The sequence below is a fragment of the Marinomonas algarum genome (genome assembly GCF_020532605.1).
GTDB classification, from domain to species: Bacteria; Pseudomonadota; Gammaproteobacteria; order Pseudomonadales; family Marinomonadaceae; genus Marinomonas; species Marinomonas algarum.
This window is the reverse complement of sequence record NZ_JAJATW010000007.1, coordinates 126,640-151,323: the sequence shown is the minus strand read 5'-3', so window position 1 is coordinate 151,323 and position 24,684 is coordinate 126,640. Positions and strand designations below refer to the sequence as shown.

The following is a 24,684-nucleotide window of genomic DNA, read 5'->3' as shown; positions in this document are numbered from 1 at the left end:
AGAGGTTGTATTGACCCTGCCTGCTTTGAGCACCTATCTTTAAAACACGTAAAGTGTCATTAGAGTTTAAATTTATGCCTGAAAGTCGATGTTTACAAGGTATCTGGTCGAGTCCGTGGATATTTATTTTTGCGGCCAGTGGATCGGCGGTGGGTTTAGGGAATATTTGGAAGTTTCCCTATGTGCTCGGGCAAAACGGCGGCGGTGCGTTTTTAGTGATTTATTGCCTGTGCTTGTTGCTGGTGGGCTTACCTGTATTAATGGCAGAAGTAGCGCTAGGGCGGACCGTGCGTTCCAATCCTATTGATACGGTCAATGATTTAAGTGAACGCCGTATTATTCATCCTGCATGGGTAGGCGTGCCTTGGTTGGCGGGTATCACCGGTTTTTTGATTTTAGCTTTTTACAGCGTCATTGCTGGTTGGGCATTGGCCTACTTGAATCGTGCGCTTTCAGGTGAGTTTGTCGGAATAACGCAAGCGGGTGCGTCGACCATGTTTGACGATTTGCTTGGCAACCGTACCGAAATGCTGTTGTGGCATTCTGTGTTTATGGGCTTGGTGGTTTTGACCGTAGGGCAATCGGTGACTCGTGGTTTATCGGCCTTGGTTCGTTTGTTGCTGCCTATTCTGATCGTGACTTTGTTGTTGATGGCGGCGTATGCCATGGTCATAGGCAATATGACAGCAACATTGGATTTTATGTTTCGTTGGTCATGGCAAGATGTCAATTTTGACGTTATTTTAGCCGCAGTTGGCATGGCTTTGTTCAGTTTAAGTGTTGGTATGGGAGCCATGTTTGCTTACGGTGCGTATATGAGTAAGCATATGTCCATCGCACGGGCGTGCAGTATTGTTGTCGGAATAGACTTGTTGGTTGCGCTTTTAGCGGGATTAGTGATCTTTCCACTGGTGTTTGCGTTTAATATTGACGTTGAAGCAGGGCCAAGTTTAACGTTTGTATCTTTACCCATTATTTTTGGCAACCTGCCAGGTGGACAGCTTTTCTCTGGTGTCTTTTTTAGCTTATTGCTGATAGCGGCATTGACGTCAGCCGTTCCTATGTTGGAACTCTTTGTGGCTTGGTTGCATGAGAAATTTTACATTGCCCGTTTAAAAGCTGCGTTATTGATGGGCAGTGCGGTTTGGCTGCTTGGCATTGCCGTTTTGATGTCTTTCAATCATGGTGACCGCAAAATATTATTTGGTCGCAATTTTTTTGAACTTCTGGACGGAATCACTTCGTTTATTTTATTGCCATTGGGGGCGATTTTATTGTCCGCTTTGGTGGCTTGGTTTATACCTCGCTCAATGTTGCAGAATGAAATGATTACGAAACAAACAAATCATTTTCAATGGTGGTATAACACATTGAAATACATCAGTATTCCGGCAATGATTGTGATTGCTTTTGCTGGTTGGATAGGAGTCTAGTTTGAGTCATATAGAACGTTTTGCTCATGTTAACTACAGTTGTGAGCAAATGTACGCTTTGGTTAATGATGTGGATGGTTATCCAGAGTTTTTACCAGGATGTTTAAGTTCCACCTTGGTGTCCAAAACACCAACGGAAATCGTAGCGTCCCTTGAAGTGGGCAAAGGTCCCGTTCGACAAAGTTTTACCACACGGAACTTTTTGCATGATTACAGTCGTATTGAGATGACGTTGGTAAAAGGTCCCTTTAAAAGCTTGCACGGTGTTTGGACGTTTACGGAATTGTCACCGACAAGCTGTAAAATTATGTTAAACATCGAGTTTGAATTAAGTGGTATGTTGAAATTTGCTTTTGGTGGCGTGTTCAGCCAAATTGCGAATACCATGGTGGACTCGTTTAGTAAGCGTGCAAAAGTGGTTTATGGTGAATAACATGAGAGTAGAAGTCGCCTATGCTTTACCCGAAAAGCAGAAAATCATCAGTTTAGACGTCGAAGAGGGGTGTACTGTGCGTGAAGCGGTGCGCTTGTCGAATATCCACCATGAATTTACGGACATCGACATTGAGACCGTTAAGCTAGGTATCTTTGGCAAAGCCGTGCGTAAGCCAGAAGAGCAAACGTTAAAAGAAGGTGAGCGTGTTGAGTTATACCGAGAGCTGAAGGTTGACCCGAAGCAAGCTCGGGCCAACCGTGCAGCAAAAGCCGCTAAAGGCTAGGGATTTTGAATCTCGGTTAACACACCTCGTTCAAAAATGAGGGTTAAATCGGTAGCGTTGCTCTTTTTGGTGTCGGGTGTTGCATAACGAGTAACGTACAAGTAGTGCCATTCATTAGGTTTAAAGGTATCTTTTAGCATAGGATTCCCCAGTAGGTAAGTCACCTGAGACTCAGACATGCCTACTTGTAACTTTGCTAGTTGCTCCTCTGTTATCAAGTTGCCTTGTGTCACAGGCACTTTGTACGGAGGGGGAAATAAACTGCATGCGCTCAGTGATATCGCTGCGCATAGTATTAACACTGATTTTTTCATTTGTATCATCCTTACTCTGGTGTGCTAATGATAAAGTAATTATTAACAAGATCGAATAGAGAATGACTCATGACTAGCGAAAATCAAGAGCTAAAAAAAGCCGGCCTTAAAGTAACCTTGCCGCGAGTGAAAATTTTACAAATCCTTGAAAGTGCCGGTGAGCGTCACATGAGTGCTGATGATGTTTATCGCACCTTGCTCGATCAAGGGGAAGATGTGGGTCTTGCGACCGTATATCGTGTGCTGACTCAATTTGAAACCGCTGGGTTGGTTCAGCGTCATCACTTTGAAGCAGGTACGGCGGTGTTTGAATTGGCGAAAGGAGATCACCACGACCATATGATTTGTTTAGAATCAGGCAGAGTGATTGAATTCGTTGACCCTATTATTGAAAAGCGTCAGCATGAAATTGCCGAAGAGCATGGTTATGAAATTGAAGACCACAGTTTGATTCTTTACGTGCGCCCTAAGCAATAATCAAATTGAGACATTAAGTCACAAAAAAGCCTAAACAAACTTGGTTTGTTTAGGCTTTTTGCGTTTAATGCCAAAAAGCACAGCGATTATTGCAAGTGTACATTGCCCAGCATTTCACGGGCATGCGCCAATGTTTGCTTGGTGAGTTCTAAGCCACCAAGTAAGCGAGCTACTTCTTGGGTGCGATCTTGTTCTTGCAGTTGTTGCACTTGAGACGAGGTGGCCTCTTCGGTGACTTGTTTACTGACTCTAAGGTGTTGATTGCCTTGTGCAGCCACTTGCGCCAAATGTGTGACACAGAATACCTGACCACGCTGCCCAACAGAGCGTAGCATGCGTCCAACCACTTCTGCGGTTCCACCACTGATGCCAACATCGACTTCATCAAACACCAAGGTCGGAATGATGGACGTGTGCGCTGTGACGACTTGGATACCAAGGCTGATACGTGATAATTCGCCCCCAGAAGCCACTTTACGCAGAGGCTGAGCCGGTTGCCCAGGGTTGGAAGCAATCATGTATTCGATGTCTTCAAAACCGTGTGCCGTGACCTGATTCAAAGGCTGGCATTGAATAAAGAAACGCGCATGAGGCATGCCCAAACCGTGTATCTGCTCTTCCACTTTCTGGGCGAGATCATCTGTCGCCAGAATACGCTTTTCTGTCAAGGTGGTTGCCAATGCCGTGAGGGTTTCATAAGCCTGTTCTTCTTTTTCCTTTAAGGCTTCAATGCTTTCTTCGCTGCCTTGCAGCCCATCTAACTCAGCCTCCACACTTTCTCGTAGTGATAACAAGCCTTCAGGCAGGGTGCGATGTTTACGCGCGGTATCGTAAATATCAGAAAGGCGCTGTTCAATGTCGGTAAGACGCTCTGGGTCTTGCTCCAAGGTGTCTTGGTAGTGATGCAGACTATCGGCGGCTTCCTGAGCTTGAATCAGCGCGGCGTTCATCATATCGAGGGCATCTTCCAGGGCTTTGGTGGCCGGGCGAATCTGGCCAGCGCTATTGATCGCCTGATGCAACAGTGAGCAGACATTGCCTTCGTCGCTGTCAACGAGTAACCCGCTGGCTTGATAAGCCTTGAATTGAGAGTCGGCGATATTGGACAGAAAAGCCTGTTCCTCTTCAAGTGCTTCTATTTCACCCTCTTTTAAATCGAGCTGCTGCAGTTCTTGTGCTTGGTAAGACAAGAGTTGCACCTTGGCGTCAAACTCAGCAGAGCGATTTTGCTGAGCAGATAACGCGTCTTTTAGCTGACGCCAGGTCGTGTACTGCTGGCTTACAGACCGTCTTAGCTCGGTAAGTTGTCCATACGCATCTAACTGCTGGCGTTGAGCATCTTTTTTCAAGAGTGACTGGTGTTCATGCTGGCCATGAATGTCGACCAGTTGGCTTCCTACTTCTTTTAAATCGCTCAAGGTACAAGGGCGACCATTAATATAGGCTTTAGAACGACCCTCTTTGCTGATGACACGACGTAAAATACAATGCTGATCCTGCTCTAAATCGCGCTCACTTAACCATCGATGGACATGAGGGTAGTGCTGAATATCAAAACTGGCGCTGATGTCGGCTTTTTTCTGACCATGCCTAACAACCGCAGCATCGGTGCGATCACCCAAACAAAGGGATAAGGCGTCGACCATAATGGACTTACCCGCTCCGGTTTCACCCGAAATAACGGTCATGCCTTTTTTGAACTCCAGTTCAAGAGATTCAACAATGGCAAAGTTGGCAATAGCGATGCTGGTCAGCATAAAAACTCCAAAGAGAAAATAGACAGAGATAAATTAACTGTTTATCTATACAGTGCTATTTATTTATACAGTAGTTTGATGCGAAGATACAAGCCCCAAAAAGAAAAAACCCCTTGCGGTATAGCAGCAAGGGGGTTTTGGTGGGAGGTTTTATTGCAGCGGCTTTGCCTGACAGCATCGCATTGTGATTGCCTTTAATGCCTAGCCCATTCGCTCGGCAGAGTAACTGCCTGGCGATGCTGGGAAAACCACGGTTTTTGCTCCGTTTTGGAACACACGGCGACGTGCATGGGCATGAACGGCACGAGCCAGAACAGAAGACTCTACTTCACGTCCGAAACTCACGTAATCCTGAATGGATTGTGCGTGGGTGACGCGAGTGGTTTCTTGTTCAATGATTGGGCCTTCATCTAGGTCTGCCGTCACATAATGAGAGGTCGCTCCGATCAATTTTACGCCTTTATCAAACGCTTGTTTGTAAGGGTTTGCGCCTTTAAAAGACGGTAGGAAAGAGTGATGAATATTGATGATTCGCCCCGACATTTTTTGGCAAAGCTCATCCGATAAAATTTGCATATAACGGGCCAATACAACCAATTCAGCGCCACTTTCTTCAACTAAACTCAGCAGTTTCGCTTCCGCTTCGAGCTTATTGTCTTTTGTAACATTGACGTAATGGAATGGGATGTCGTTATTCACCACTAACTTTTGATAATCCAAATGATTGGATATCACACCCACCACTTCGATGGGCAAGGTGCCGATTTGGCTACGGTAAAGTAAGTCGGTTAAACAATGACCATAGCGTGACACCATGATCAAGACTTTCATTTTCTCATCTTCCGCGTGAAAGCCCCATTCCATATCGAATTTTTCGGCGATGGCAGCGAAATCCCTTTCCAGGTCTGCTTGTTCTGTGCCTGCTTGGCTTTCTAAGCTAAGACGAGTAAAAAAACGATCGGTATTGATATCATCATATTGAGCGCTGTCTGTGATATTACAGCCTTTTTCAGCCAAGAAACCGGAGATCGCAGCAACAATTCCACGACGAGAAGGGCAGGTAACCGTTAGACAATACTTAGACATTATAATTGCTCCATTAATTCTGGTACGACATCAAATAAATCACTAACTAGGCCATAATCGGACACTTTACCGGTTTGACCCACTTGCCAATTACTCAAGTCGTCTGTTCATTCAGCGGCTTATAATAAGCCGCTTATGGCAATAGAAAAAGAGACAGCGGGAAAATAGAAACATTAGTGAGAGGGTTGAGCGGTGTTTTACCTTATTGTTTTTGATAATGTTTTGTCGATAGCGCGTGATAGCATCTCGACCAGTTCTGTTAATTGTGCCTCGCTGGCGATGAAGGGAGGAGCTAATAAAATGTGATCGCCGTGTTTACCGTCTCGTGTTCCGCTACCTGGGTAACAAACCAAGCCTTCTTCTAAAGCGGCTTTCTTTAACTTACCGGCTAAGGCCAAACTTGGATCAAAAGGTTTTTTGCTGTCACGATTCTCGACAATCTCTAGACTGCGGAATAAACCACGGCCACGGAGATCGCCGATGTGGGGGTGGTCAGCAAATTTAGCCTGTAACGCCTGTTCCAAAAATGCACCACGCTGTTTCACTTGATTGACCAAGTCGTTGTTTAACATCTCTTTCACAACAGCCAAACCTGCAGCGGTAGCAACCGGGTGGCCTATATAGGTATGACCGTGCTGGAAAAAGCCAGAGCCCTCTTTCACTGTGTTGTAAATGTGATCCGTACAGAGCATGGCGCCAATGGGTTGATAACCCGCCCCAAGTCCTTTGGCAATACACACGATATCGGCTTTAATCCCTTCGGCTTCATGGGCGAACAAATAGCCGGTACGACCCATGCCACACATTACTTCGTCAAGGATCAATAAAACACCGTGTTCGTCGCAAATTTCACGCACGCGTTTGAAATAGCCGGGTACACTGGGCACGGCGCCTAAGGTCGCACCGACAACCGGCTCAGCAATAAAGGCCATTACAGTGCCGGAGCCCAAACGCAAAATTTCGGCCTCCAGTTCATTGGCAACACGTTGACCGTAGGCTTCTAAGTCTTCCGCTGAATCACGTTCTGCGTATTCATAACAAGGGGCAATGTGGCTCATTTCCACCAAGATCGGCGCAAACTTTTCACGACGCAACACATTACCGCCTGCAGACAAAGCGCCTAAAGTATTGCCATGATAGCTTTGACGACGGGCAATAAGATGACGACGCTGAGGTTCGCCTTTTTCGACAAAGTACTGGCGCGCTAATTTAATAGCAGATTCTACGGACTCGGAACCACCAGAAACAAAATACACGCGGTCTAGATCGCCTGGTGCGTTGGCAATTAATAAGTCCGCTAATTCTTCGGCCGGTTCTGACGTGAAAAAGCTCGTGTGCGCAAACGCCAATTTCTCTGCCTGCTCTTTGATCGCATTGATGACATTTTGGTTAGAGTGCCCAAGGCAGGAGACTGCAGCCCCACCCGAGCCATCGAAATAGCGTTTACCGTCTTTGTCGATCAAATAACAGCCATCACCGGCAACCGCTGTTGGTAAAGAGGCGTGACAATGGCGTGGAAAAACGTGACTCATGCAGAATACCCCTTTTCAATCGTGTTAATTAGCGCTGTGATGGACGCGGCATTGTCTGCGTGTGGCGTACCATCTGGCGCGACTAAGCTGTTCTCAAAACCGACGCGTACCGCACCACCTTGATGGGCGGCATGGGCTAAACAACGGTGTTCGTCTGGACCGAAGGCACACACCATCCAATGTTTGATGTTCGGCAATGCTTGACGAAAAGGTGTCAGGTCATCGGGTGATGACACCTGACCTTGGGTGTAGCGACCTAGTACAAACAAGACGCTGTCCTGTGTGGCCTTGACGATGCTTTGTTTCTGCCATTCCAGCAGCAAAGCAATGTCGTCTGTGTTGTACAGAATGTGTTGAATCTTGGTGTTGTTTTCGGCGCATAGGTCGTACACCTTGGGGGCAAGGCTCAGATCGCGAGCCATTTCACGAATCGACACCGACGCCCATTTTGGTTGTAAGTCCCGTAAGCATTGATATTGTGCCGGGACGTCAAAGATGCCCGCTGCTTCTGTGGTAATTTGCACCTCAAGCTCCGGTACCTTAAGCGCCAACTCGCTGGTGGCTTCACGATACAGACCAACGTCGATGGTATGGCGACCTTGTGCGTCACGCACATGCAAATGCAAGGCATCGGCGCCTGCAAGCTGACAGCTGGCAGCAGTGGTGATCATTTCTGGAAGGGTGATAGGTAAAGAAGCATTCGCCTCCTTACCTCGACGTGCCCCATTAGGGGCAACCATAATAAAAGGACGAGTCATTCGCTTATGCCTCCATTGGTGCGCCGATAACGGCGTCGGAAGCAGGGGCAGGGAGAGAGTAGGCCATAATAGAGTTTCCTAAACGATCAAACGATGTTGCGAGCGTTAAATGTTGATAACCTTGAGCGAGATCAATTTTGCGCTAATTACATTTTTAGTCAATAATTCATAAAAATAACGTTTGTAATTAGTTGTCGTATTTTTATGTTCTTTGTTTAAAGAGGTTTGCCTATGGATCCAACGCTCAAAAATAGATTGCTCGTGCACTTAAAAGCGGCGATTCCCAATCTGTCCCGGGGCTTACGCACTGTGGCCAAATACATCATTGATCATCCGTCGGATTTTGGCCTCGACCCGATCCGCGAAACCGCGCGTAAGGCTGGGGTAAGCACCTATACATTGATTCGTTTGGCGGAAAAAATGGGCGTCGACAGCTATGACGAACTGAGAGAGCCGTTTCGCCAATCCCTCGTATCGGCGGCGGCCAGCGTGGACCAGCCGAGTTGGATTGAGGGCCTAAGAGAGCGTGGTGAAAGTGGCAGCGTGCAGGCGGATGCCGCGTTAAACAGCATGGCCATTGTCCAGCGTTCTTTAGAGCACCTTGATGCGGATCGTATGCAACGTGTGGTGAATGTACTTTTGTCCGCCAAAGGCGTCTATTTGACCGCGGTTCGAGCCAGTTATGCGATGGCGTTTTACTTGCACTATGTTGGTCGTATGGCATTGCCTTCCCTGCAACTGATTCCACGTCATATGGGCAGTGCCATTGATGATCTGCATTTGGCAGGAGAAGGGGACGTGATGATTGCCATTGCAATGACGCCTTATTCTCGTGAAACCATAGAGGCGTGTCAGTTTGCCCAACGTAAGGGCATTAAGCTGATTGTGATTTCGGACAGTGACATTGTGTCACCGGAATTTACCCCAGACGAGACCCTGATCGCGTCGGTCTTATCCACTCACTACTTTGGTTGTTATACCGGCATGATGGCAGTAATTGAAAATCTTCTGGCCATGCTGGTGGCGCAAGGGGGCGAGAGTGCACAACAAAGGATCACGTCTTATGAGGAGCTAAGACAGGAAAACAATGCCTATTGGGTGGCACAAAAAAAACATTAGTTTTTTATTTTTATGGCACTGGTGAGACCTTGTCAGCGTCTTTTTGAGACGTGTATTCCTTGTCTGGTAATACAGGGATTCGTTGCTATTTTGCCCGTTTGGAGGAGGATGATACGAAAAATAAAAAAGCAGAATACGATGAACGCGTATTCTGCTTTTGATGGGTTATCAGTTTGACGCTACTTTTGCGTTCGCACTATTAAAGAGGAAATAGGCGATGAGCGCACAATGTGTGCGGCATTAGGGCCCATCAAATGATCAAGCACGTTGGGCTTGTGAGCGCCTAGCACGATCAAATCCACTTTCAGCTTATCAATCTGATGCAATACTTGCTCGTACACCACGCCAATCTCTACCACACTTTTGACCCCTTTGTGCTCAGGTAAGGTGTCCTTGATAAGGGTTTTGAGTGTGTTACTGGCTGCGTTGGCCGCATCGCTCAGTGTGCCTTCTTTAAAAAACAACCCCACCCAAGAAGAGCCATAATCAGGGATGACCGTCATGATGGTCAGCTTAGCACCGTCAATATTGGCCTGTCTTTCCGCTTCCAAAATGACGTTTTTTGCGTCTTTGGTATGGGTTAAGTCGATACAGCATAAAATATGTTTATTCATGGCTAAGCCTCTATTTCCAGTTTACGACGGCGACGTACTTGCAATGCAATCACCATAAGCACCATCAAAAGAGCAGGAATGTAAAACAGCTCCTTCGGTGGACGGTCGGTTTCTACTTCCAGTTCAACCACTTCCCAATCGAAATCAATGCCCAATTGTTCGGCCGCACCGCCAAAGTTTAGGTTATCCACATAGAATCTGCCTTCTTCGTTGCGCAATTCTAGGCCTGCAGAATCGAATAAACGTGCTTCACCGCTGTCGCCTTTGGGGCCAACAGGCAATAAGTAACGCGCATCGACCACATCACCGTACAGATCTTCACCCACCAAACGGACACGCAGTGTGCTGTCGCTTTTTGCTTCTTCGGCCATTTGCAATACGGCACTGCCTGGTCGTGTTTCAAACTCAGGGGCAAACTGGTTGAGGAAAAAGCCAGGTTGGAACAGGATAAAAGCGGCTAATAAAAGCGTTGCACTTTCCCAAAGCTTGGATTTCACCACAAAGAAGTTCATCGTACCCGCTGCAAACAACAGCATAGCAATCAGTGCGAAGATAAAGACAAAGACGGCCTGTATCGGTCCCACATCAATCAACAACAGATCCGTATTGAAGATAAAGAGGAAAGGCAACAAGGCGGTTCGGATTGAGTAGAAAAACGCTTGGAAGCCAGTTTTTAGCGGATCGCCCTTGGAGATCGCCGCGGCGGCAAAACTCGCCAGCCCCACAGGCGGTGTCACGTCTGCCATGATACCGAAGTAGAAGACAAACATGTGTACCGCGATCAAGGGAACGATCAAGCCATTTTGCGCCCCTAATTCGACAACCACACCCGCCATCAAAGACGACACAACAATGTAGTTTGCTGTTGTTGGTAAGCCCATGCCTAACACGATGGAGATCAAGGCCACAAAGAACAACATGGCCAGCAAATTACCGCCTGACAAGAATTCGACAAACTCCGCCATGACTTGACCGATCCCAGTTAGGGTGACCGATCCAACAATAATGCCTGCCACACCCATTGCTGCGGCCAGACCAATCATATTACGCGCACCGGAAATCATGCCCTCAGCGATGTCCGATAAACCTTCTTTAATATGACGACCGATTTCACCTTGGCCACGGAAATAGGCTTTCAGTGGATTTTGTGTCAGCAAGATAAACAGCATGAAGATGGTTGACCAGAAGGCTGACAAACCGGGTGATTTGCGTTCAATCATCAGCAAGTACATCAACAGCATGATAGGCATGAGGTAATGAATACCAGTTTTGAAGATCACCTTCGTAGGAGGAAGGTTTTCAATGGCGTTCAAACTCATGTCTAAATCTGGGCCTTTCGCCGCGAATCGTACGGCAGCGATATAGCCTACTAACATCAAGGCAACAATGATCCAAATCGAGGCCCCTCCGACGGCACCACTTAAGGCACCCACCGCCAAGCCAGATAAATAGAGCGCCCCACCAAAGAAGATAATCGACAAGGCGATGACCAAGATAGACGCCAAAATGATTTTGACAGGGTGGGTCGTTGACGTGGCTTTCATGCCCATTTTTAGGGCTTCAAGGTGAACAATGTACACCAAGGCAATATAAGAAATGGCCGCAGGTACAATGGCGGTTTTCACCACTTCGACATAGGAAATGCCCACATACTCTGTCATCAAGAAGGCAACGGCCCCCATCACGGGCGGTGTTAATACCCCATTGATTGACGAGGACACCTCGATGGCACCGGCTTTAGTGGCCGGGAAGCCGACTTTTTTCATCAAAGGGATAGTAAAGGTCCCTGTGGTCACCACGTTGGCGATAGAAGAGCCAGACACCAAACCGGTTGCCGCAGAAGCAATGACCGCCGCTTTGGCAGGACCGCCACGTAAATGACCCAATGCAGCAAAAGCCAGTTGTAAAAAGTAGTTACCGGCACCCGCTTGGTTAAGCAAAGAGCCAAATAAAACGAATAAGAAGACAAAACCAGACGACACACCAAGGGCGACACCAAAGACACCTTCACTGGTGAGCCACATATGACTCATGGCTTTTTCAAACGACGCACCTTTCCATTGGACAATGTCAGGCAAGCCACTCCAAGAGCCAAAAAATACATAAGCAAGGAAAAACAGCGCCACGCCCATTAATGGAAAACCCAGCGAGCGACGTGCGGCTTCAAGTAGTAAGACAATCCCTATACCGGCAATGACTAGGTCGGTTGTGTTTGGCGCACCGGTACGATCGGCTACGCCGCGATAATCCCACCATAAATAAGAGGCAGAAACCGCTGCAACAATGGCGATCACCCAGGTCAGAGCACGGATACGATGGCGCGGACTGGATTTAAAGGCAGGAAAAGCAAGGAAGGCCAAAATAACGGCAAAACCAAGGTGAATAGAACGTGTTTGCGTGTCATTCAAGACACCGACACCCAGCATATAGGGTAAAGGTGAGGCGATCCATAACTGATAAATCGCCCAAATGAGTGGCAAATACCACAGGACAGATTTACCAAAAGCATCATTGGGTCTGCGACCGCCAACATCGGAATCACCAACAATATTGTCAAGATCTGTATTGTTAAGATCGCTGTCCAGTGTTTTGTCAGACATGAGGGTTCCTTTTTAGGAAAGAAAAAGAGCGGGGAAAAACATCAATGCCTGTTAACGAAACGCTAACAGGCATTGATTCACCAAACAAAAAACGGGCTTGTATTACAACCAGCCACGTTCCTTGTAGTATTTAATTGCACCTGGGTGAAGGGGTGCACTTAAACCATCTTTAATCATGCCTTCTTCTTGCAAGGTGCCAAAGGCAGGGTGCAATTTTTTGAAGTCAGAGAAGTTATCAAAGACAGATTTGACCAACACGTAAACCACTTCGTCAGAAGTGTTTGCATCGGCAACGAAGGTCGCTTTAGGGCCCCATGATGCAATTTCGATTTCGTTATTCGGGTACAAGCCTGCTGGAATGCTCGCTGCAGCGTAGGCTGGGTTTGCAGCCAAGACTTTATCAGTACCAGAGGTGGTCAGATCAAGCAGTTTCACATCACAAGTAGAGGTGGCTTCCATAGTAGAACCGTTTGGCAAACCGGCTGCCCAAATAGCGGCTTCGATTTTGCCGTCACACAGTGCCGCGGCTTGTTCAGAGGATTTCAGCTCAGCGGCCAATGACAAATCATCTGGCGTGATACCTGCTGCATCCATTAATACGTCTGCTAGAACACGTTGACCCGAACCTGGATTACCGATATTAACGCGTTTGCCTTCCATATCCGCCACTGACTCGATGCCCGAGTCGCCGCGTACCATGACGTGTAGTGGCTCTGAATGAAGTGAGAAAACAGAACGTAGATCGCCGTATGGCTCGTCATTGGCAAAGGCGCGTTTGGCGTCCATTGCAGCAGACTGTACATCAGATTGCACGACACCAAAGTCCAGTTCACCGCCACGAATGGTGCGAGTGTTGTAAACAGAACCACCGGTCGATTCAACAGAACAACGAACACCGTGATCTTTACGACCTTTATTCACCAAACGGCAAATAGCGCCACCCGTAGGGTAATACACCCCAGTTACACCACCTGTACCGATTGTAATAAATTGCTGCTCGGCTGCTTGAGCGGGAACAGAAACGGCTAAGCCGACGGATGCGGCGAGTACGGCAGTAGCAAAAGCACTTGATTTTAGCATTTCAGTAACTCCTAATTTGCGTTTCGTGGATTCTTAAATAAAACCATGTTTAATTTGGGCAAAATAAAGCCCCAGAATCGCTTAAATGTGCACAGAATAATGTGAATTCATTAGTTAATATCACTATTCTTACAACAAAGAGTAATAAAACTCACCCTTAAAGTCTATTTTGTTGGCACTATTTTAGAGCGCGAGAAAAGTAGCGTGTTGGCGTGTATCCAGCAGGACGTAGTGTTTGTGGCTTATGTTGACACACTGGCTTTCCTTGTAAGGGCTAAAAGGGGGCTTTATAAGGGGAAAAAGAAAGAATAAAAAGTCGCCGTAAAAGTACGCCTTGTTTCGCGGTAAATATCAGCGAGTTTTTCCACAAATTTAATGTGTATTTAGTGTTGAAAGGGCAAAAGCTGTCCCCATATACCCAGCACAAGCAAAGAATTGTTTCTGTAATTTGGAGTTAAAAATGAGTGAGCAGCAAAAAAATCCTAACCTAGACACGGAGCAAGATTTGAAAAGCGAAACGCAAAACGAAGCCGTAGAAGAGCTTTTAGAGCCTGCTGAAGGCACGCTTGAAGAAGTGACTGAAAACGACGAATTAGCAAAAGCACAAGAAGAAGCCGCGCAATATAAAGAAGCCGCTTTGCGTGCCCATGCTGATGTGCAGAATATTCGCCGTCGTGCAGAGCTCGATGTTGAAAAAGCACATAAATTTGGCCTAGAGAAATTTGCTAAGTCAATTGTAAATGTAGCAGACAACCTAGAGCGTGCTCTTGCTTCTGCGCCAGCGACTGGCGAAGCGGATTCTGTCCGTGAAGGTGTTGAGCTAACGCTGAAAGATTTGATTGAAACCTTAGCGCGCTTTGAAGTGAAAGTAGTGGACCCACATGGCCAGCCTTTCAATCCAGAGTTACACCAGGCGATCACCATGGTGCCTAATCCAGAGATGGAGCCTAACACCGTGATGGATGTTGTGCAGAAGGGTTATACCCTAAACAACCGCCTAATTCGCCCTGCGATGGTTGTGGTTTCAAGCGCTGCTTAAAAACACTGTCATTTTTTTGACACTGGACGCTTGAAATATTTTTAAGCGTACCCAAATACAGAATTATCATTGAACAAACGAATTTATTGGAGATACAAACCATGGGTAGAATCATCGGTATTGATTTAGGTACAACAAACTCTTGTCTTGCTGTGTTGGATGGCGAAAAAGCACGCGTTATTGAAAACGCAGAAGGCGATCGTACCACTCCTTCCATCGTTGCCTTTGCCGACGATGGTGAAGTGTTAGTTGGCCAATCTGCTAAGCGTCAAGCTGTTACCAACCCAACAAACACCTTGTTTGCGATCAAGCGTTTGATCGGTCGTAAATTTAAAGACGATGTGGTTCAAAAAGACATCTCTATGGTGCCTTACAAAATCATCGGTGCTGACAATGGCGATGCTTGGGTAGAAGTGAAGGGCGACAAAAAAGCGCCACCACAAATTTCTGCTGAAGTACTGAAGAAAATGAAGAAAACCGCAGAAGATTACCTCGGTGAAAAAGTTACCGAAGCGGTTATCACCGTACCTGCGTACTTCAACGACTCACAGCGTCAAGCAACAAAAGATGCGGGTAAAATTGCCGGTCTAGAAGTAAAACGTATTATCAACGAGCCAACCGCTGCGGCCTTGGCTTACGGCTTAGACAAGAGCAAAGGCGATTCAACCGTTGCTGTGTTTGACCTTGGTGGTGGTACATTTGATATCTCTATCATCGAAATCGCTGACGTAGACGGTGAGAAACAGTTCGAAGTATTGTCAACCAACGGTGATACTTTCCTAGGTGGTGAAGATTTCGACATGCGCGTGATCGAATTCCTAGCGGCTGAATTCAAGAAAACATCCGGCATTGATCTACACAACGATCCTCTTGCTTTACAGCGTCTAAAAGAAGCGGGTGAGAAAGCCAAAGTTGAGTTGTCTTCTTCTTCACAGACAGAAGTTAACTTACCTTATATCACAGCCGATGCGACAGGCCCTAAACACTTAAACGTGAAATTGACACGCTCTAAGTTGGAGTCTTTGGTTGAAGAGCTAGTGTTGAAATCTCTTGAGCCTTGCCGTCAAGCATTGAAAGACGCTGAATTGTCTGCTTCTGACATCGACGAAGTTATCTTGGTAGGTGGTCAGACTCGTATGCCACTTGTGCAAGCGAAAGTAACAGAATTCTTCGGTAAAGAGCCACGTAAAGACGTGAACCCTGACGAAGCGGTTGCGATCGGTGCGTCTATCCAAGGTGCGGTATTGTCTGGTGACGTAAAAGACGTTCTTCTTCTAGATGTAACGCCTCTGTCTCTCGGTATTGAAACCATGGGCGGCGTGATGACGGCCTTGATCGAGAAAAACACGACGATCCCAACGAAGAAGTCTCAGACGTTCTCAACGGCAGAAGACAACCAAAATGCGGTTACCATTCACGCATTGCAAGGTGAGCGTAAGCAAGCGTCACAAAACAAATCATTGGGTCGCTTTGACTTGGCTGATATTCCGCCAGCACCACGTGGCGTGCCACAAATCGAAGTAAGCTTCGACATCGATGCTAACGGTATCTTGAGCGTGTCTGCGAAAGACAAGGCAACAGGCAAAGAGCAGTCTATCGTAATCAAATCTTCTTCAGGTTTGAGCGACGAAGAAGTCGAAAAAATGGTTCAAGACGCTGAAGCCAATGCGGAAGAAGATCGTAAGTTCGAAGAGCTTGTTCAAGTTCGCAACACGGCTGACGGCATGATCCATGCGACACGCAAAACATTGGCTGACGCTGGTGACAAGGCAACGGAAGAAGAGAAAACCGCGATCGAAACAGCGATCACTGAATTAGAAGAAGCCTTAACATCGAACGACAAAGAGAAGATTGAAGAGAAAACCAATGCGTTGACTCAAGCATCAGGCTCTTTGGCTCAGAAAATGTACGCTGAAGCGGATGCGAGTGAGCAAGCGGCTGGAGCGGCGGGCGAAGAAGCCGGTCAAAAACAAGACGACGCAGTAGATGCCGAGTTTGAAGAAGTAAAAGACGACAAAAAATAAGCGCTAGCGTCTTATTTTTCTCTCCCTCCGGGGAGAGGTGTTATAGCGAGCACGGTTCTAGGACCGTGTTTTGCTATGTACAACCGCCGTTCTTAGCCTTCTTCTTAAGTAGGCAATCAGCGGCAGCCAATCGATTTTACTTCGACTTATTATTTCGGGAATGCTTACGATGAGCAAAAGAGACTATTACGACGTTCTTGGGGTCGCCAAAGACGCTGATAAGAAAGACATTAAAAAAGCTTATCGTTCTTTGGCGAATAAGTATCACCCAGACAAAAATCCAGACAACCCAGAAGCCCTAGAGAAGTTCAAAGAATTGGCAGAAGCCTATGAAATTCTGTCTTCTGAAGACAAGCGTGCGGCTTACGATCGATTCGGTCACGAAGGCGTAAACGGTCAAGGTGGTGGCGGTTACGGCGGTGGTGCTGGCGCGGGTGGCTTTAGCGATATTTTCGGTGATGTATTTGGCGATATCTTCGGCGGTGGAGGCGGTGGCGGTCAAAGTCGTACCCGTCGTGGCTCTGATTTACGCTACACATTAGAACTGGATCTTGAACAAGCAGTATGGGGTTGTGACGAAAAAATTCGCATTCCAACACTGGTAAACTGTAAAACTTGTGATGGTTCTGGTGCGAAAAAAGGCTCGACACCTAAGACGTGTGGCACCTGTGGTGGTGCCGGCCAAGTTCGTATGTCGCAAGGCTTTTTCTCTGTTCAGCAAACCTGTCCAGAGTGTCACGGTGCGGGTCAAGTTATTTCAGACCCTTGTAATGATTGTCATGGTCAAGGCCGTATCCAAGAATACAAAACCTTGAGTGTGAAAATTCCGGCAGGCGTAGACACCGGCGATCGCATTCGTTTGTCTGGTGAAGGTGAAGCGGGTACACACGGCGGCCCAGCGGGTGACCTGTTTGTGCAAGTCTCGGTGAAACCTCATGCTATTTTTGAGCGTGACGGTGCCAACCTGTACTGTGAAGTGCCAATCAGTTTTACAACAGCGGCCCTAGGTGGCGAAATTGATGTACCGACCCTTGATGGTCGTGTGCGCCTAAAAGTCACACCAGAGTGTCAATCAGGCAAACTGTTCCGCCTACGTAACAAAGGTGTTAAGCCAGTACGCGGTGGCCCAGTAGGGGACTTGATTTGTAAGGCGGTGGTGGAAACTCCGGTGAACCTGACATCACGTCAGAAAGCCTTGTTTACAGAACTGGCAGAAAGCATGGGCGAAGGCACTGACCATTCACCTAAGCAAAAAAGCTGGTTTGATGGCGTAAAACGCTTTTTTGATGAAATCAAAAAGTGACTGAAGCGCGCTTAATCTGTAACAGACTAAAGCTTGAAGCTTAGGGCTTAAAGCTTAAAGAAAAGGCGCTTATTTAGCGCCTTTTTCTTTGAGAAGATAGTCAATATGATTGCGTAGCAAGCCGGCGGCGTTGGTGAAGCTTTTATTATTGGGAATAATAAAATCCGCTTTGCCACGAATATCAAGGGTCTTTAAGGCCGCCTGACGAACATGGCGCATATAACGGCTGGTTACCTCGTTTACATCGCGACCACGCTCAGCAATATCACGTTTCAGTCGACGTACGACGGCAATGTCCAGATCGGTGTCCACATACAGTAAATAATCTACCGCATCGCGAATGGCGGCATCTTGGAACATCATGTGACCTTCTACCAAGACAACATGGGTGGCTTCTAGGTTTCTATAGCCAACGCGCTTATGTTGCGAGTGGTCGTATACCGGGATCTCATTCGGCTGTTGGCGGTTTTTGCAGTTATGAATGGCCAGCGCCAAGCTTTCCAAATCCAGTGAGCTAAGGTCATCAAAATTATAGACGTCTGGGTCTATGCTGCCACAGCCATTATAGAAGCTGTCTTGGCACAAAGTGGTGATGGTGTTTTCGTGGCCTTCGGCCAATAACGCACAAAGGCGGCTTTTTCCGCTGCCCGAGACACCTGTGATGCCAATAACAAGAGCCATGTTTTACCTCGTTTATACTGTTTTCAAAAGACGGTTTTTAAAATGCTGTCATAGTAAATGGCGTAAAAGATTGACCTACTGCATAAAAACACGTCAACGATTAGGCTACTATAGGCGCTTATTATATCGCAATCTGAGTACATTACGCGTGGCAAATAGGGGAATAATGTCGCAAGGAAAAAAAGGTCTAATCGTCGCAATAGGGCTGGTGTCTGCCATGAGTCTGAGTGTGTCTGCTTTTGCAACAGAACAGGCGTCAAGAAAGCCTCAAATTGCGTCCCAGGCAGAGTTATTCGGCCTACCGTTTAACGACCTCAATATTGAGACGTTGGAAAAGCAACTGTCAAAAATGCAAGTGCGCCGTTACCCCTCCTACCAAGAGTGTGTTGCCAAATATAGCCTGGGTGACAGTGGTATCTTGGGGTTAACCGTTGCGACAATTTATTACAATCGGTTTGATTTTGTCACCAAGACGGTGTTGTTTGGTGTGGTAGAAAGCAAAGAGAAACGCCAATATCTGGGGGATTTGTTGCAACGTAAATACGGCTTGCCGGATGAAGGTTATCTGAATCAGGGCATTGGCAAACCGACTTGGGAATTTGACGATGGCACCTCGATTCGATTGCACAATACCACGTATAATGTTTCCGTTGTTTACACAGATGAAGAACCTCTCTGTGAAAGCTCCGATTCAGGGCGCATTGATGTAGAAGCCCTGAGGAAGAAAAGGTAAAGCAAAATTGGCCGTTGTATTGGACTTAAACTTACGCTTAGCGTATTTTTTACAGCCGTATCTGCAAGACATTGCCTTGGCGTTTGTGGCAACCTGTCTGGTGATTTATGGCGATAAGGTCAACGCTCATCTTAAACGCTTGGTGTCTTCCTGGGTGTTTATTGCCAGAGTCATGGCGTTTATCCTTATGTGTACTTTTGGCTATGGTTTATTAACCCTTTGGAGCCAGCCCTTGGTGTACTGGGGAATAACGCAGGTCGATTTGGTCTATCGTCCTCTGCTGATTGGTGGGTGTTTCTGCATTTTGGGGATTTTAGCGGAACGAAAACGGCATTTATAAAATAATTTATGAAAGTTCTTGTCACTTCTTGTAGGCTTATTACAACATAAACGCACGTTTTCCCCTTTCAAAAGCCTTATCTCTTAAAATATGTAGTAAAGTTTCTAACACCCACGGCCTATCTCGTTATTTCTATAAAAAATGTTGCTAAACACCCGTTTTTAAAGGATTTTCGTAGTCTTCTTTCAATTTGTTTTTGTCTCAAACTGTCGATAAACTGCGCGCATATTGATACCACAGAGTCTTTTTTCGGGGGCAGACAATGACAAGCACTTGGTTACAAGCACTTTCGCAAGCAGAATCCATGATTCCTCTTTTGGGCAAATTAGGCCGTGAAAAAGCCGTCAAAGTTGAATTGGCTGGAAACACATTAATGGCGGATTCCGTTACCGGTTTGATGGCGGCATTTGATAAACACCCTGAATTGGATCTTGCGCAAGTCTATCAAGTGTTAGAGCAAGTCCTAGCCAGCGATCTTGCCAACACGTCTGTTGAGTTGGAAGCCTTGATCGCGGAAGCGGATCTGGAATCCATGTTGTCTGCGCAAACATCAAGCGATGCAAGTGGCGCGCAAATGCCGGTTGTTTTGTATGGGTTTGGTCGTATCGGTCGTTTATTGGCACGTCGTATGTGCACACTGGGCCACACAACACCGGGTATGGCTTTGGCGGCGATTGTTGTGCGTAAAGCGTGCGACAACGATTTAACCAAACGTGCTAGCTTGTTGAAATACGATTCTGTTCACGGTGTGTACGAAGGTATCGTTAAAGTTGATGAAGAAAACCAAGCGCTTATTATTAACGGTGCAACGGTTAAAGTTATTTATGCTTCTGATCCAGCCGAAGTAGACTACCAAGCACACGGCATCAACAACGCTTTGTTAGTGGATAACACGGGTCGCTGGCGTGATCACGATGGTTTGAGTGTTCACTTAAATCGTCCAGGCATCGAGCGTGTTGTGTTAACGGCACCGGGCAAAGAAATGCGTAACATCGTATTTGGTGTTAACGACAGCGACATTACCAGCGAAGATAAAATCGTTTCTGCTGCGTCTTGTACAACCAATGCCATTGCGCCTGTCTTGTCGGTACTTGAAAGCAAATACGGCATCGAGTCGGGCCATGTTGAAACGGTTCACGCCTACACCAACGATCAAAACTTGATCGACAATATTCACAAGGGTGATCGTCGTGGCCGTGCTGCAGGCATGAACATGGTGATGACGGAAACAGGCGCAGCAAAAGCCGTTTCTAAAGCCATTCCTTCCCTAGAAGGTAAGCTAAGTGGCAGTGCCATTCGTGTTCCTGTTATTAATGTTTCGATCGCGGTATTGAGCTTGAATTTGAAATCCGCTGCGTCTGTAGAAGAGATTAACGCTGCAGTAAAAGCGGCTTCTAACAGTGCAGAGTTGACGGGTCAAATTGGCTACAGTGATTGTGCGGATGCGGTAAGTTCTGATTTCATCGGTTCTTCTCAAGCCGGTATTGTGGACGCTTTGTCTACTAAAGTTCGTGATAACCAAGCGATTCTTTACGTATGGTACGACAATGAATACGGTTACAGCTGTCAGGTTGTTCGTCTAATGGAAAAGCTAGCAAACGCAAGCGATGTGGCCGCAAAGCAAAACGAATCTGCTGCGGCGTAATAGGACGGTTTAATCAGTACACATTCAGTGTGTGTTACTTTGCGGTGATTTTAGGGTCACCGCTTTTTTTTGCAAAAAAATTGTACAGGCAAGTGTATAGGTAAGAAAAGATCGGGCAGACAAAAAAAAGCCGGACAAACGTCCGGCTTCAACAAAAGTAACTAGCAAATCTGAGCAGGATCACACTGTGGGGAATGATCATGCTCTGCTAAAAGTGGCCTGTGGGAGTCTCTTTTAGCACCACAATCGTTAGGGCAATTGTGGTCAGTTATTAGGCCGCTGTATAACCTAATCTGTGCTCATCATCTATTTTTTGCCTTTGACTGGCAAACGATATAATTTGATTTGTTGGATTAGCTCAATTAATGCAAAATACGTCGTCTATCTTCTTTTCTTTTCTTTTCTCCTACTTTCTTTTACTTTCTCCTGCTTTCTTTTAGCAAAAAAACAGAATGAAACATTTAAACGAATCTAGTAAAAAGTAGCGCCGTGACATTATGAAATCGATTCCTTTACCAGGCTTAGCGACGTTTGCTGTGGCCGCGCGGCATTTGAGTTTTACCAAGACCGCTCAAGAGCTGCATCTAACCCAAGGGGCGATCAGCCAGCAAATTCGCCAGTTGGAAGAGCGTTTGGGTCTGACCCTATTTATACGTTATCACCGACGTCTAGAGTTAACCGTGGCGGGTGCTCGTTTGGCCGTACAACTCAACCACAGTTTTAATGAAATCAATGATTTAATTCTGGATTTGCAGGAAGAAGAAACCTCCAACATCCTCAGTGTGTCGGTCATGCCGTCCTTTGCGACCAAGTGGTTGATTCCGCGTTTGGGCAGCCTGCAAGAAAGCTATCCAGACCTGCAGCTTAGAATCCAAGCCAATGACCGAGAGGTGAATTTTCAGCGGGATCGAATTGATGTCGCCATTATTCACAGCCATGTTCATAACTCAAAAGGCTATATCGTCCCCTTGATGAAAGATCAGGTGTTTCCTGTGTGCAGTCCAGCGTTTGCAGCGTCACGCGGGCTGTTTGAACCGGCTCAGCTAACGCAAGTGCCCTTATTAAACGACGATTCCGAATGGCGCTTTTCCAGTCCTTATGCGGAATGGGAAAAGTGGTTGCTGCTGGCCAATGCAAAGGGCGTCAAATTGTCCCGAGGTATCAGTTTTAACCGCGGAGATTTAGCGGTACAGGCCGCTGCTGCAGGGCAAGGTGTGGCTTTAGGACGAACGCCTTTGGTGATGGACGACATACAGCAAGGTCGATTAATGCGCCCCTTTACTGAAACCTTAGATCAAGGTCACGCCTACCTGTTTGTTTGCCCTGATATGCAGCGCCAGCGAGAGCCAGTGCAACAACTGCTGCGTTGGTTGGTGACTGAGTGCTATCAATACTCGGCAGAAGACGCCCTAACCACGCCTGAGCAGCTATAAAGAAGTTACCTAGGCGGCTTGTAGTTTATTGTCCATTTTGATTCGATGTCAGTGAATCAAGGTGAACAAATTTTAACCCGTGGAATTGATTTAAAGGCAATATGCCATGTAGTATAAGGCATGTTGCCAAACCGTAAGAGAGATGCCGATGCAAACTGTCACATTCAATGTTAAATCTGCCTTAAATTCTACTGAACACAAAACACTTGCAGAGCGGGTATTTGATCGGGTATCGCAGATGACAAGTCTGGTGATTGGTGGTGAAAAAGATTTTAATTCGATCGCTTTGGAAGGGGTAACACCTCAGGCTTTTGAGCATTTCATTCGCTTTGAGCCAACAGCGAATACGAGCTGGATCATTCCACGTCGTACACTGAACCATCGCGTGACTAAAAAGCAGCGTTTTACAACGGAAGAGACCGCTAAACTGCTCAGAGCAGCACAAACTATCGCTCTAGCAGAAGAGGTGTTCGGTAATACAGAAAAAGCCCATAAATGGCTCGCTAAGCCTTTTGCGGCATTTGATCATCAAACCCCAAACGCGTACATGAGAACGGAATTTGGTGCTGCTATGGTGCGTGATGCTTTGTATCGTCTAAACGAAGGGTACTTTGCATGACGTTGTGGAGAATCAGCAATTTTGCTGACTTGAAGGGAATTGGCGGGATGAGACAGGCAGGGCGATGGCATAATGCAGGGAATCCTATTGTGTATTTGGCCGAACATCCTGCACTCGCTCTGTTGGAGATTCGAGTTCATTTAAATGTGGATTTGGAAGATTTACCAGACTGTTTTCAGTTGCTTAGAGTTGATTTTGATGACTCTGTTTTAGTGGAGTCTTTAGAGGCAGGTCTTACTCTTGAGGAGCAGCGTGAGCAAAGCATCACGCGAAGAATTGGAGATGCGTGGTTGGCCAATGCTCAAAGCGTTCTATTAAAAGTGCCGTCTGTTATTGTCCCGCACTCGTATAATTATTTATTTAACCCACTCCACCCTGACTCAAAACACTTTTCTATTGTTGATCAGTACCAATATCCCTTTGATCAACGGCTGTTCCAATAATCCGCAGCGTATGATTCGTTGACAACGTCACCTTGTATATTCTAGTGCGGGTGGTTATGGGTCTATTAGCAGTTTGACCGAGATCGCCAAACACATGATGATGACCATAGGGCGAATTAATTTGACGCCCTTGGTAATCACCAGTCGTGAGCCAATTTGTGCCCCTATCCACTGGCCTATGCCCATGGAGATGCCCAACGCCCAGATAATATGGCCACTGAACAAGAACACCAACAGCGACGACACATTGCTGGTGGCGTTAAGCACCTTGGTGTGTGCGGTGGCGGCGACCAGATTGAACCCCATAAAACACAAATACGCGGTTGAAAAAAAAGCCCCTGTGCCTGGGCCAATCAAACCATCGTAAAAGCCTATGGTCGTACCAATGATAACCGCGAACTGAACGTGGCTAAGGGATAAGCGACGGGCAATATAGGGTTGTAACTTGGGTAAAAAGAAGAAGAAAACCGCCACGGCGATTAAAATGATTGGTACGGCTTTGAGTAAGACGCGACTGTCCAAATAAGAGACGAGTAAGGTGCCTGAAATCGCCCCCAGCGCGGTCATTACAATGGGCAACCACATTTTAGACAAGGTCACTTGACCCCTTCTAATAAAATGATAAGAAGCCGACAAGGTACCGGCACAGCCTTGCAGCTTGTTTGTCGCCAAGGCCTCCGCCGGTGACAAGCCTGCCGCCAGCAATACGGGCACGGTAATTAAGCCGCCTCCCCCCGCGATTGCGTCAATAACGCCGGCAAAAAATGCCGCCGCAAACAAGGCCAGAAACACCCAGAGCGAGATATCGAAAAAGACCAAATCCATTGTGTGTGTGTTTCCTAAAAAATAAACGACGTGGCGAGCGGCTGTGCAGAGCTGAGGGGTCAGTAAAGCAAAAAAAGCCCGCCTAAACAATTGTCTAGACGAGCCCTTGG

General features: G+C 46.8%; 24 protein-coding genes. 14 read left to right on the top strand and 10 right to left on the bottom strand.

Annotation, left to right across the window (positions count from 1 at the left end; all coding sequences use genetic code 11):
* Window positions 1-74: 74 nt before the first annotated feature.
* Genes LG368_RS06615 through LG368_RS06605 form a run of 3 tightly spaced genes read left to right on the top strand, consistent with a single transcriptional unit; the run spans window position 75 to window position 2,152 of the window.
* The gene (locus LG368_RS06615) at window positions 75-1,433 is read left to right on the top strand and encodes a sodium-dependent transporter (protein WP_226753945.1); all 1,359 of its coding nucleotides are present in this window, start codon (window positions 75-77) and stop codon (window positions 1,431-1,433) included.
* A gap of 1 nt (window position 1,434) precedes the next feature.
* Window positions 1,435-1,866, top strand: coding sequence for a type II toxin-antitoxin system RatA family toxin (locus tag LG368_RS06610; RefSeq protein ID WP_226753944.1), 432 nt, complete (start codon window positions 1,435-1,437; stop codon window positions 1,864-1,866).
* Window position 1,867: 1 nt separating this feature from the next.
* The gene (locus LG368_RS06605; protein ID WP_264193992.1) at window positions 1,868-2,152 is read left to right on the top strand and encodes an RnfH family protein; all 285 of its coding nucleotides are present in this window, start codon (window positions 1,868-1,870) and stop codon (window positions 2,150-2,152) included.
* Here the strand turns inward: LG368_RS06605 and LG368_RS06600 are convergent.
* Complete coding sequence (locus tag LG368_RS06600) at window positions 2,149-2,466, bottom strand: outer membrane protein assembly factor BamE (RefSeq protein ID WP_226753942.1); 318 nt, start codon at window positions 2,464-2,466, stop codon at window positions 2,149-2,151. The genes LG368_RS06605 and LG368_RS06600 overlap by 4 nt on opposite strands.
* Window positions 2,467-2,535: 69 nt before the next feature.
* Between LG368_RS06600 and fur the strand changes: the two genes are divergently transcribed.
* Window positions 2,536-2,943, top strand: a complete 408-nt coding sequence (fur, locus tag LG368_RS06595; RefSeq protein WP_226753941.1) for a ferric iron uptake transcriptional regulator — start codon at window positions 2,536-2,538, stop codon at window positions 2,941-2,943.
* A gap of 86 nt (window positions 2,944-3,029) precedes the next feature.
* Here the strand turns inward: fur and recN are convergent, their stop codons facing one another.
* The 4 genes from recN to LG368_RS06575 form a co-directional block, all read right to left on the bottom strand.
* Complete coding sequence (gene recN / locus LG368_RS06590) at window positions 3,030-4,700, bottom strand: DNA repair protein RecN (protein WP_226753940.1); 1,671 nt, start codon at window positions 4,698-4,700, stop codon at window positions 3,030-3,032.
* A gap of 201 nt (window positions 4,701-4,901) precedes the next feature.
* On the bottom strand, window positions 4,902-5,786 hold the full coding sequence (gene purU / locus LG368_RS06585; RefSeq protein ID WP_226753939.1) for a formyltetrahydrofolate deformylase: 885 nt from the start codon (window positions 5,784-5,786) through the stop codon (window positions 4,902-4,904).
* Between the two features lie 197 nt (window positions 5,787-5,983).
* Window positions 5,984-7,318 (bottom strand): aspartate aminotransferase family protein, encoded by a 1,335-nt coding sequence (locus tag LG368_RS06580; RefSeq protein WP_226753938.1) that lies wholly within the window; start codon window positions 7,316-7,318, stop codon window positions 5,984-5,986.
* Complete coding sequence (locus LG368_RS06575) at window positions 7,315-8,076, bottom strand: beta-keto acid cleavage family enzyme (RefSeq protein WP_226753937.1); 762 nt, start codon at window positions 8,074-8,076, stop codon at window positions 7,315-7,317. Before LG368_RS06575 ends, LG368_RS06580 begins: the two co-directional genes overlap by 4 nt.
* Window positions 8,077-8,307: 231 nt before the next feature.
* On the opposite strand from LG368_RS06575, the gene LG368_RS06570 reads away from it, so the two are divergent.
* A complete protein-coding gene (locus LG368_RS06570; RefSeq protein ID WP_226753936.1) occupies window positions 8,308-9,195 on the top strand; it encodes a MurR/RpiR family transcriptional regulator in 888 nt (295 codons plus the stop codon).
* A 179-nt stretch (window positions 9,196-9,374) separates the two neighbouring features.
* On the opposite strand, the gene LG368_RS06565 is transcribed toward LG368_RS06570, so the two are convergent.
* From LG368_RS06565 to LG368_RS06555, 3 genes are all read right to left on the bottom strand, one after another.
* Complete coding sequence (locus LG368_RS06565) at window positions 9,375-9,809, bottom strand: universal stress protein (RefSeq protein WP_226753935.1); 435 nt, start codon at window positions 9,807-9,809, stop codon at window positions 9,375-9,377.
* Window positions 9,810-9,811: 2 nt separating this feature from the next.
* Window positions 9,812-12,409: a TRAP transporter permease gene (locus LG368_RS06560; protein ID WP_226753934.1), complete on the bottom strand. Its 2,598-nt coding sequence runs from the start codon at window positions 12,407-12,409 to the stop codon at window positions 9,812-9,814.
* A 102-nt stretch (window positions 12,410-12,511) separates the two neighbouring features.
* Window positions 12,512-13,489, bottom strand: coding sequence for a TAXI family TRAP transporter solute-binding subunit (locus LG368_RS06555; RefSeq protein WP_226753933.1), 978 nt, complete (start codon window positions 13,487-13,489; stop codon window positions 12,512-12,514).
* Window positions 13,490-13,949: 460 nt separating this feature from the next.
* Here LG368_RS06555 and grpE point away from each other — a divergent pair, with 460 nt between their 5' ends.
* From grpE to dnaJ, 3 genes are all read left to right on the top strand, one after another.
* The gene (grpE, locus tag LG368_RS06550; RefSeq protein ID WP_226753932.1) at window positions 13,950-14,528 is read left to right on the top strand and encodes a nucleotide exchange factor GrpE; all 579 of its coding nucleotides are present in this window, start codon (window positions 13,950-13,952) and stop codon (window positions 14,526-14,528) included.
* A gap of 101 nt (window positions 14,529-14,629) precedes the next feature.
* Entirely contained in the window at window positions 14,630-16,552 is a 1,923-nt protein-coding gene (gene dnaK / locus LG368_RS06545; RefSeq protein WP_226753931.1) for a molecular chaperone DnaK, read from the top strand.
* A 169-nt stretch (window positions 16,553-16,721) separates the two neighbouring features.
* Window positions 16,722-17,855 carry a molecular chaperone DnaJ gene (gene dnaJ, locus LG368_RS06540; RefSeq protein ID WP_226753930.1) on the top strand — a complete coding sequence of 378 codons (1,134 nt, stop codon included), beginning with the start codon at window positions 16,722-16,724 and terminating at the stop codon, window positions 17,853-17,855.
* Window positions 17,856-17,924: 69 nt separating this feature from the next.
* On the opposite strand, the gene LG368_RS06535 is transcribed toward dnaJ, so the two are convergent.
* Window positions 17,925-18,536 carry a uridine kinase family protein gene (locus LG368_RS06535; RefSeq protein WP_226753929.1) on the bottom strand — a complete coding sequence of 204 codons (612 nt, stop codon included), beginning with the start codon at window positions 18,534-18,536 and terminating at the stop codon, window positions 17,925-17,927.
* A gap of 166 nt (window positions 18,537-18,702) precedes the next feature.
* Here LG368_RS06535 and LG368_RS06530 point away from each other — a divergent pair, with 166 nt between their 5' ends.
* The 6 genes from LG368_RS06530 (at window position 18,703) to LG368_RS06505 (ending at window position 23,749) form a co-directional block, all read left to right on the top strand.
* Window positions 18,703-19,269, top strand: coding sequence for a uridine kinase (locus LG368_RS06530; RefSeq protein ID WP_226753928.1), 567 nt, complete (start codon window positions 18,703-18,705; stop codon window positions 19,267-19,269).
* Window positions 19,270-19,276: 7 nt separating this feature from the next.
* Window positions 19,277-19,609 carry a DUF3392 domain-containing protein gene (locus LG368_RS06525; protein ID WP_226753927.1) on the top strand — a complete coding sequence of 111 codons (333 nt, stop codon included), beginning with the start codon at window positions 19,277-19,279 and terminating at the stop codon, window positions 19,607-19,609.
* A gap of 262 nt (window positions 19,610-19,871) precedes the next feature.
* The gene (locus tag LG368_RS06520) at window positions 19,872-21,254 is read left to right on the top strand and encodes a glyceraldehyde-3-phosphate dehydrogenase (RefSeq protein WP_226753926.1); all 1,383 of its coding nucleotides are present in this window, start codon (window positions 19,872-19,874) and stop codon (window positions 21,252-21,254) included.
* A 497-nt stretch (window positions 21,255-21,751) separates the two neighbouring features.
* Complete coding sequence (gcvA, locus tag LG368_RS06515) at window positions 21,752-22,687, top strand: transcriptional regulator GcvA (protein WP_226753925.1); 936 nt, start codon at window positions 21,752-21,754, stop codon at window positions 22,685-22,687.
* Between the two features lie 148 nt (window positions 22,688-22,835).
* The gene (locus LG368_RS06510; RefSeq protein ID WP_226753924.1) at window positions 22,836-23,306 is read left to right on the top strand and encodes an antitoxin Xre/MbcA/ParS toxin-binding domain-containing protein; all 471 of its coding nucleotides are present in this window, start codon (window positions 22,836-22,838) and stop codon (window positions 23,304-23,306) included.
* On the top strand, window positions 23,303-23,749 hold the full coding sequence (locus LG368_RS06505) for an RES family NAD+ phosphorylase (RefSeq protein WP_226753923.1): 447 nt from the start codon (window positions 23,303-23,305) through the stop codon (window positions 23,747-23,749). Before LG368_RS06510 ends, LG368_RS06505 begins: the two co-directional genes overlap by 4 nt.
* Before the next feature lie 54 nt (window positions 23,750-23,803).
* Here the strand turns inward: LG368_RS06505 and LG368_RS06500 are convergent, their stop codons facing one another.
* Entirely contained in the window at window positions 23,804-24,574 is a 771-nt protein-coding gene (locus tag LG368_RS06500; RefSeq protein WP_226753922.1) for a TSUP family transporter, read from the bottom strand.
* Between the last annotated feature and the right edge of the window lie 110 nt (window positions 24,575-24,684).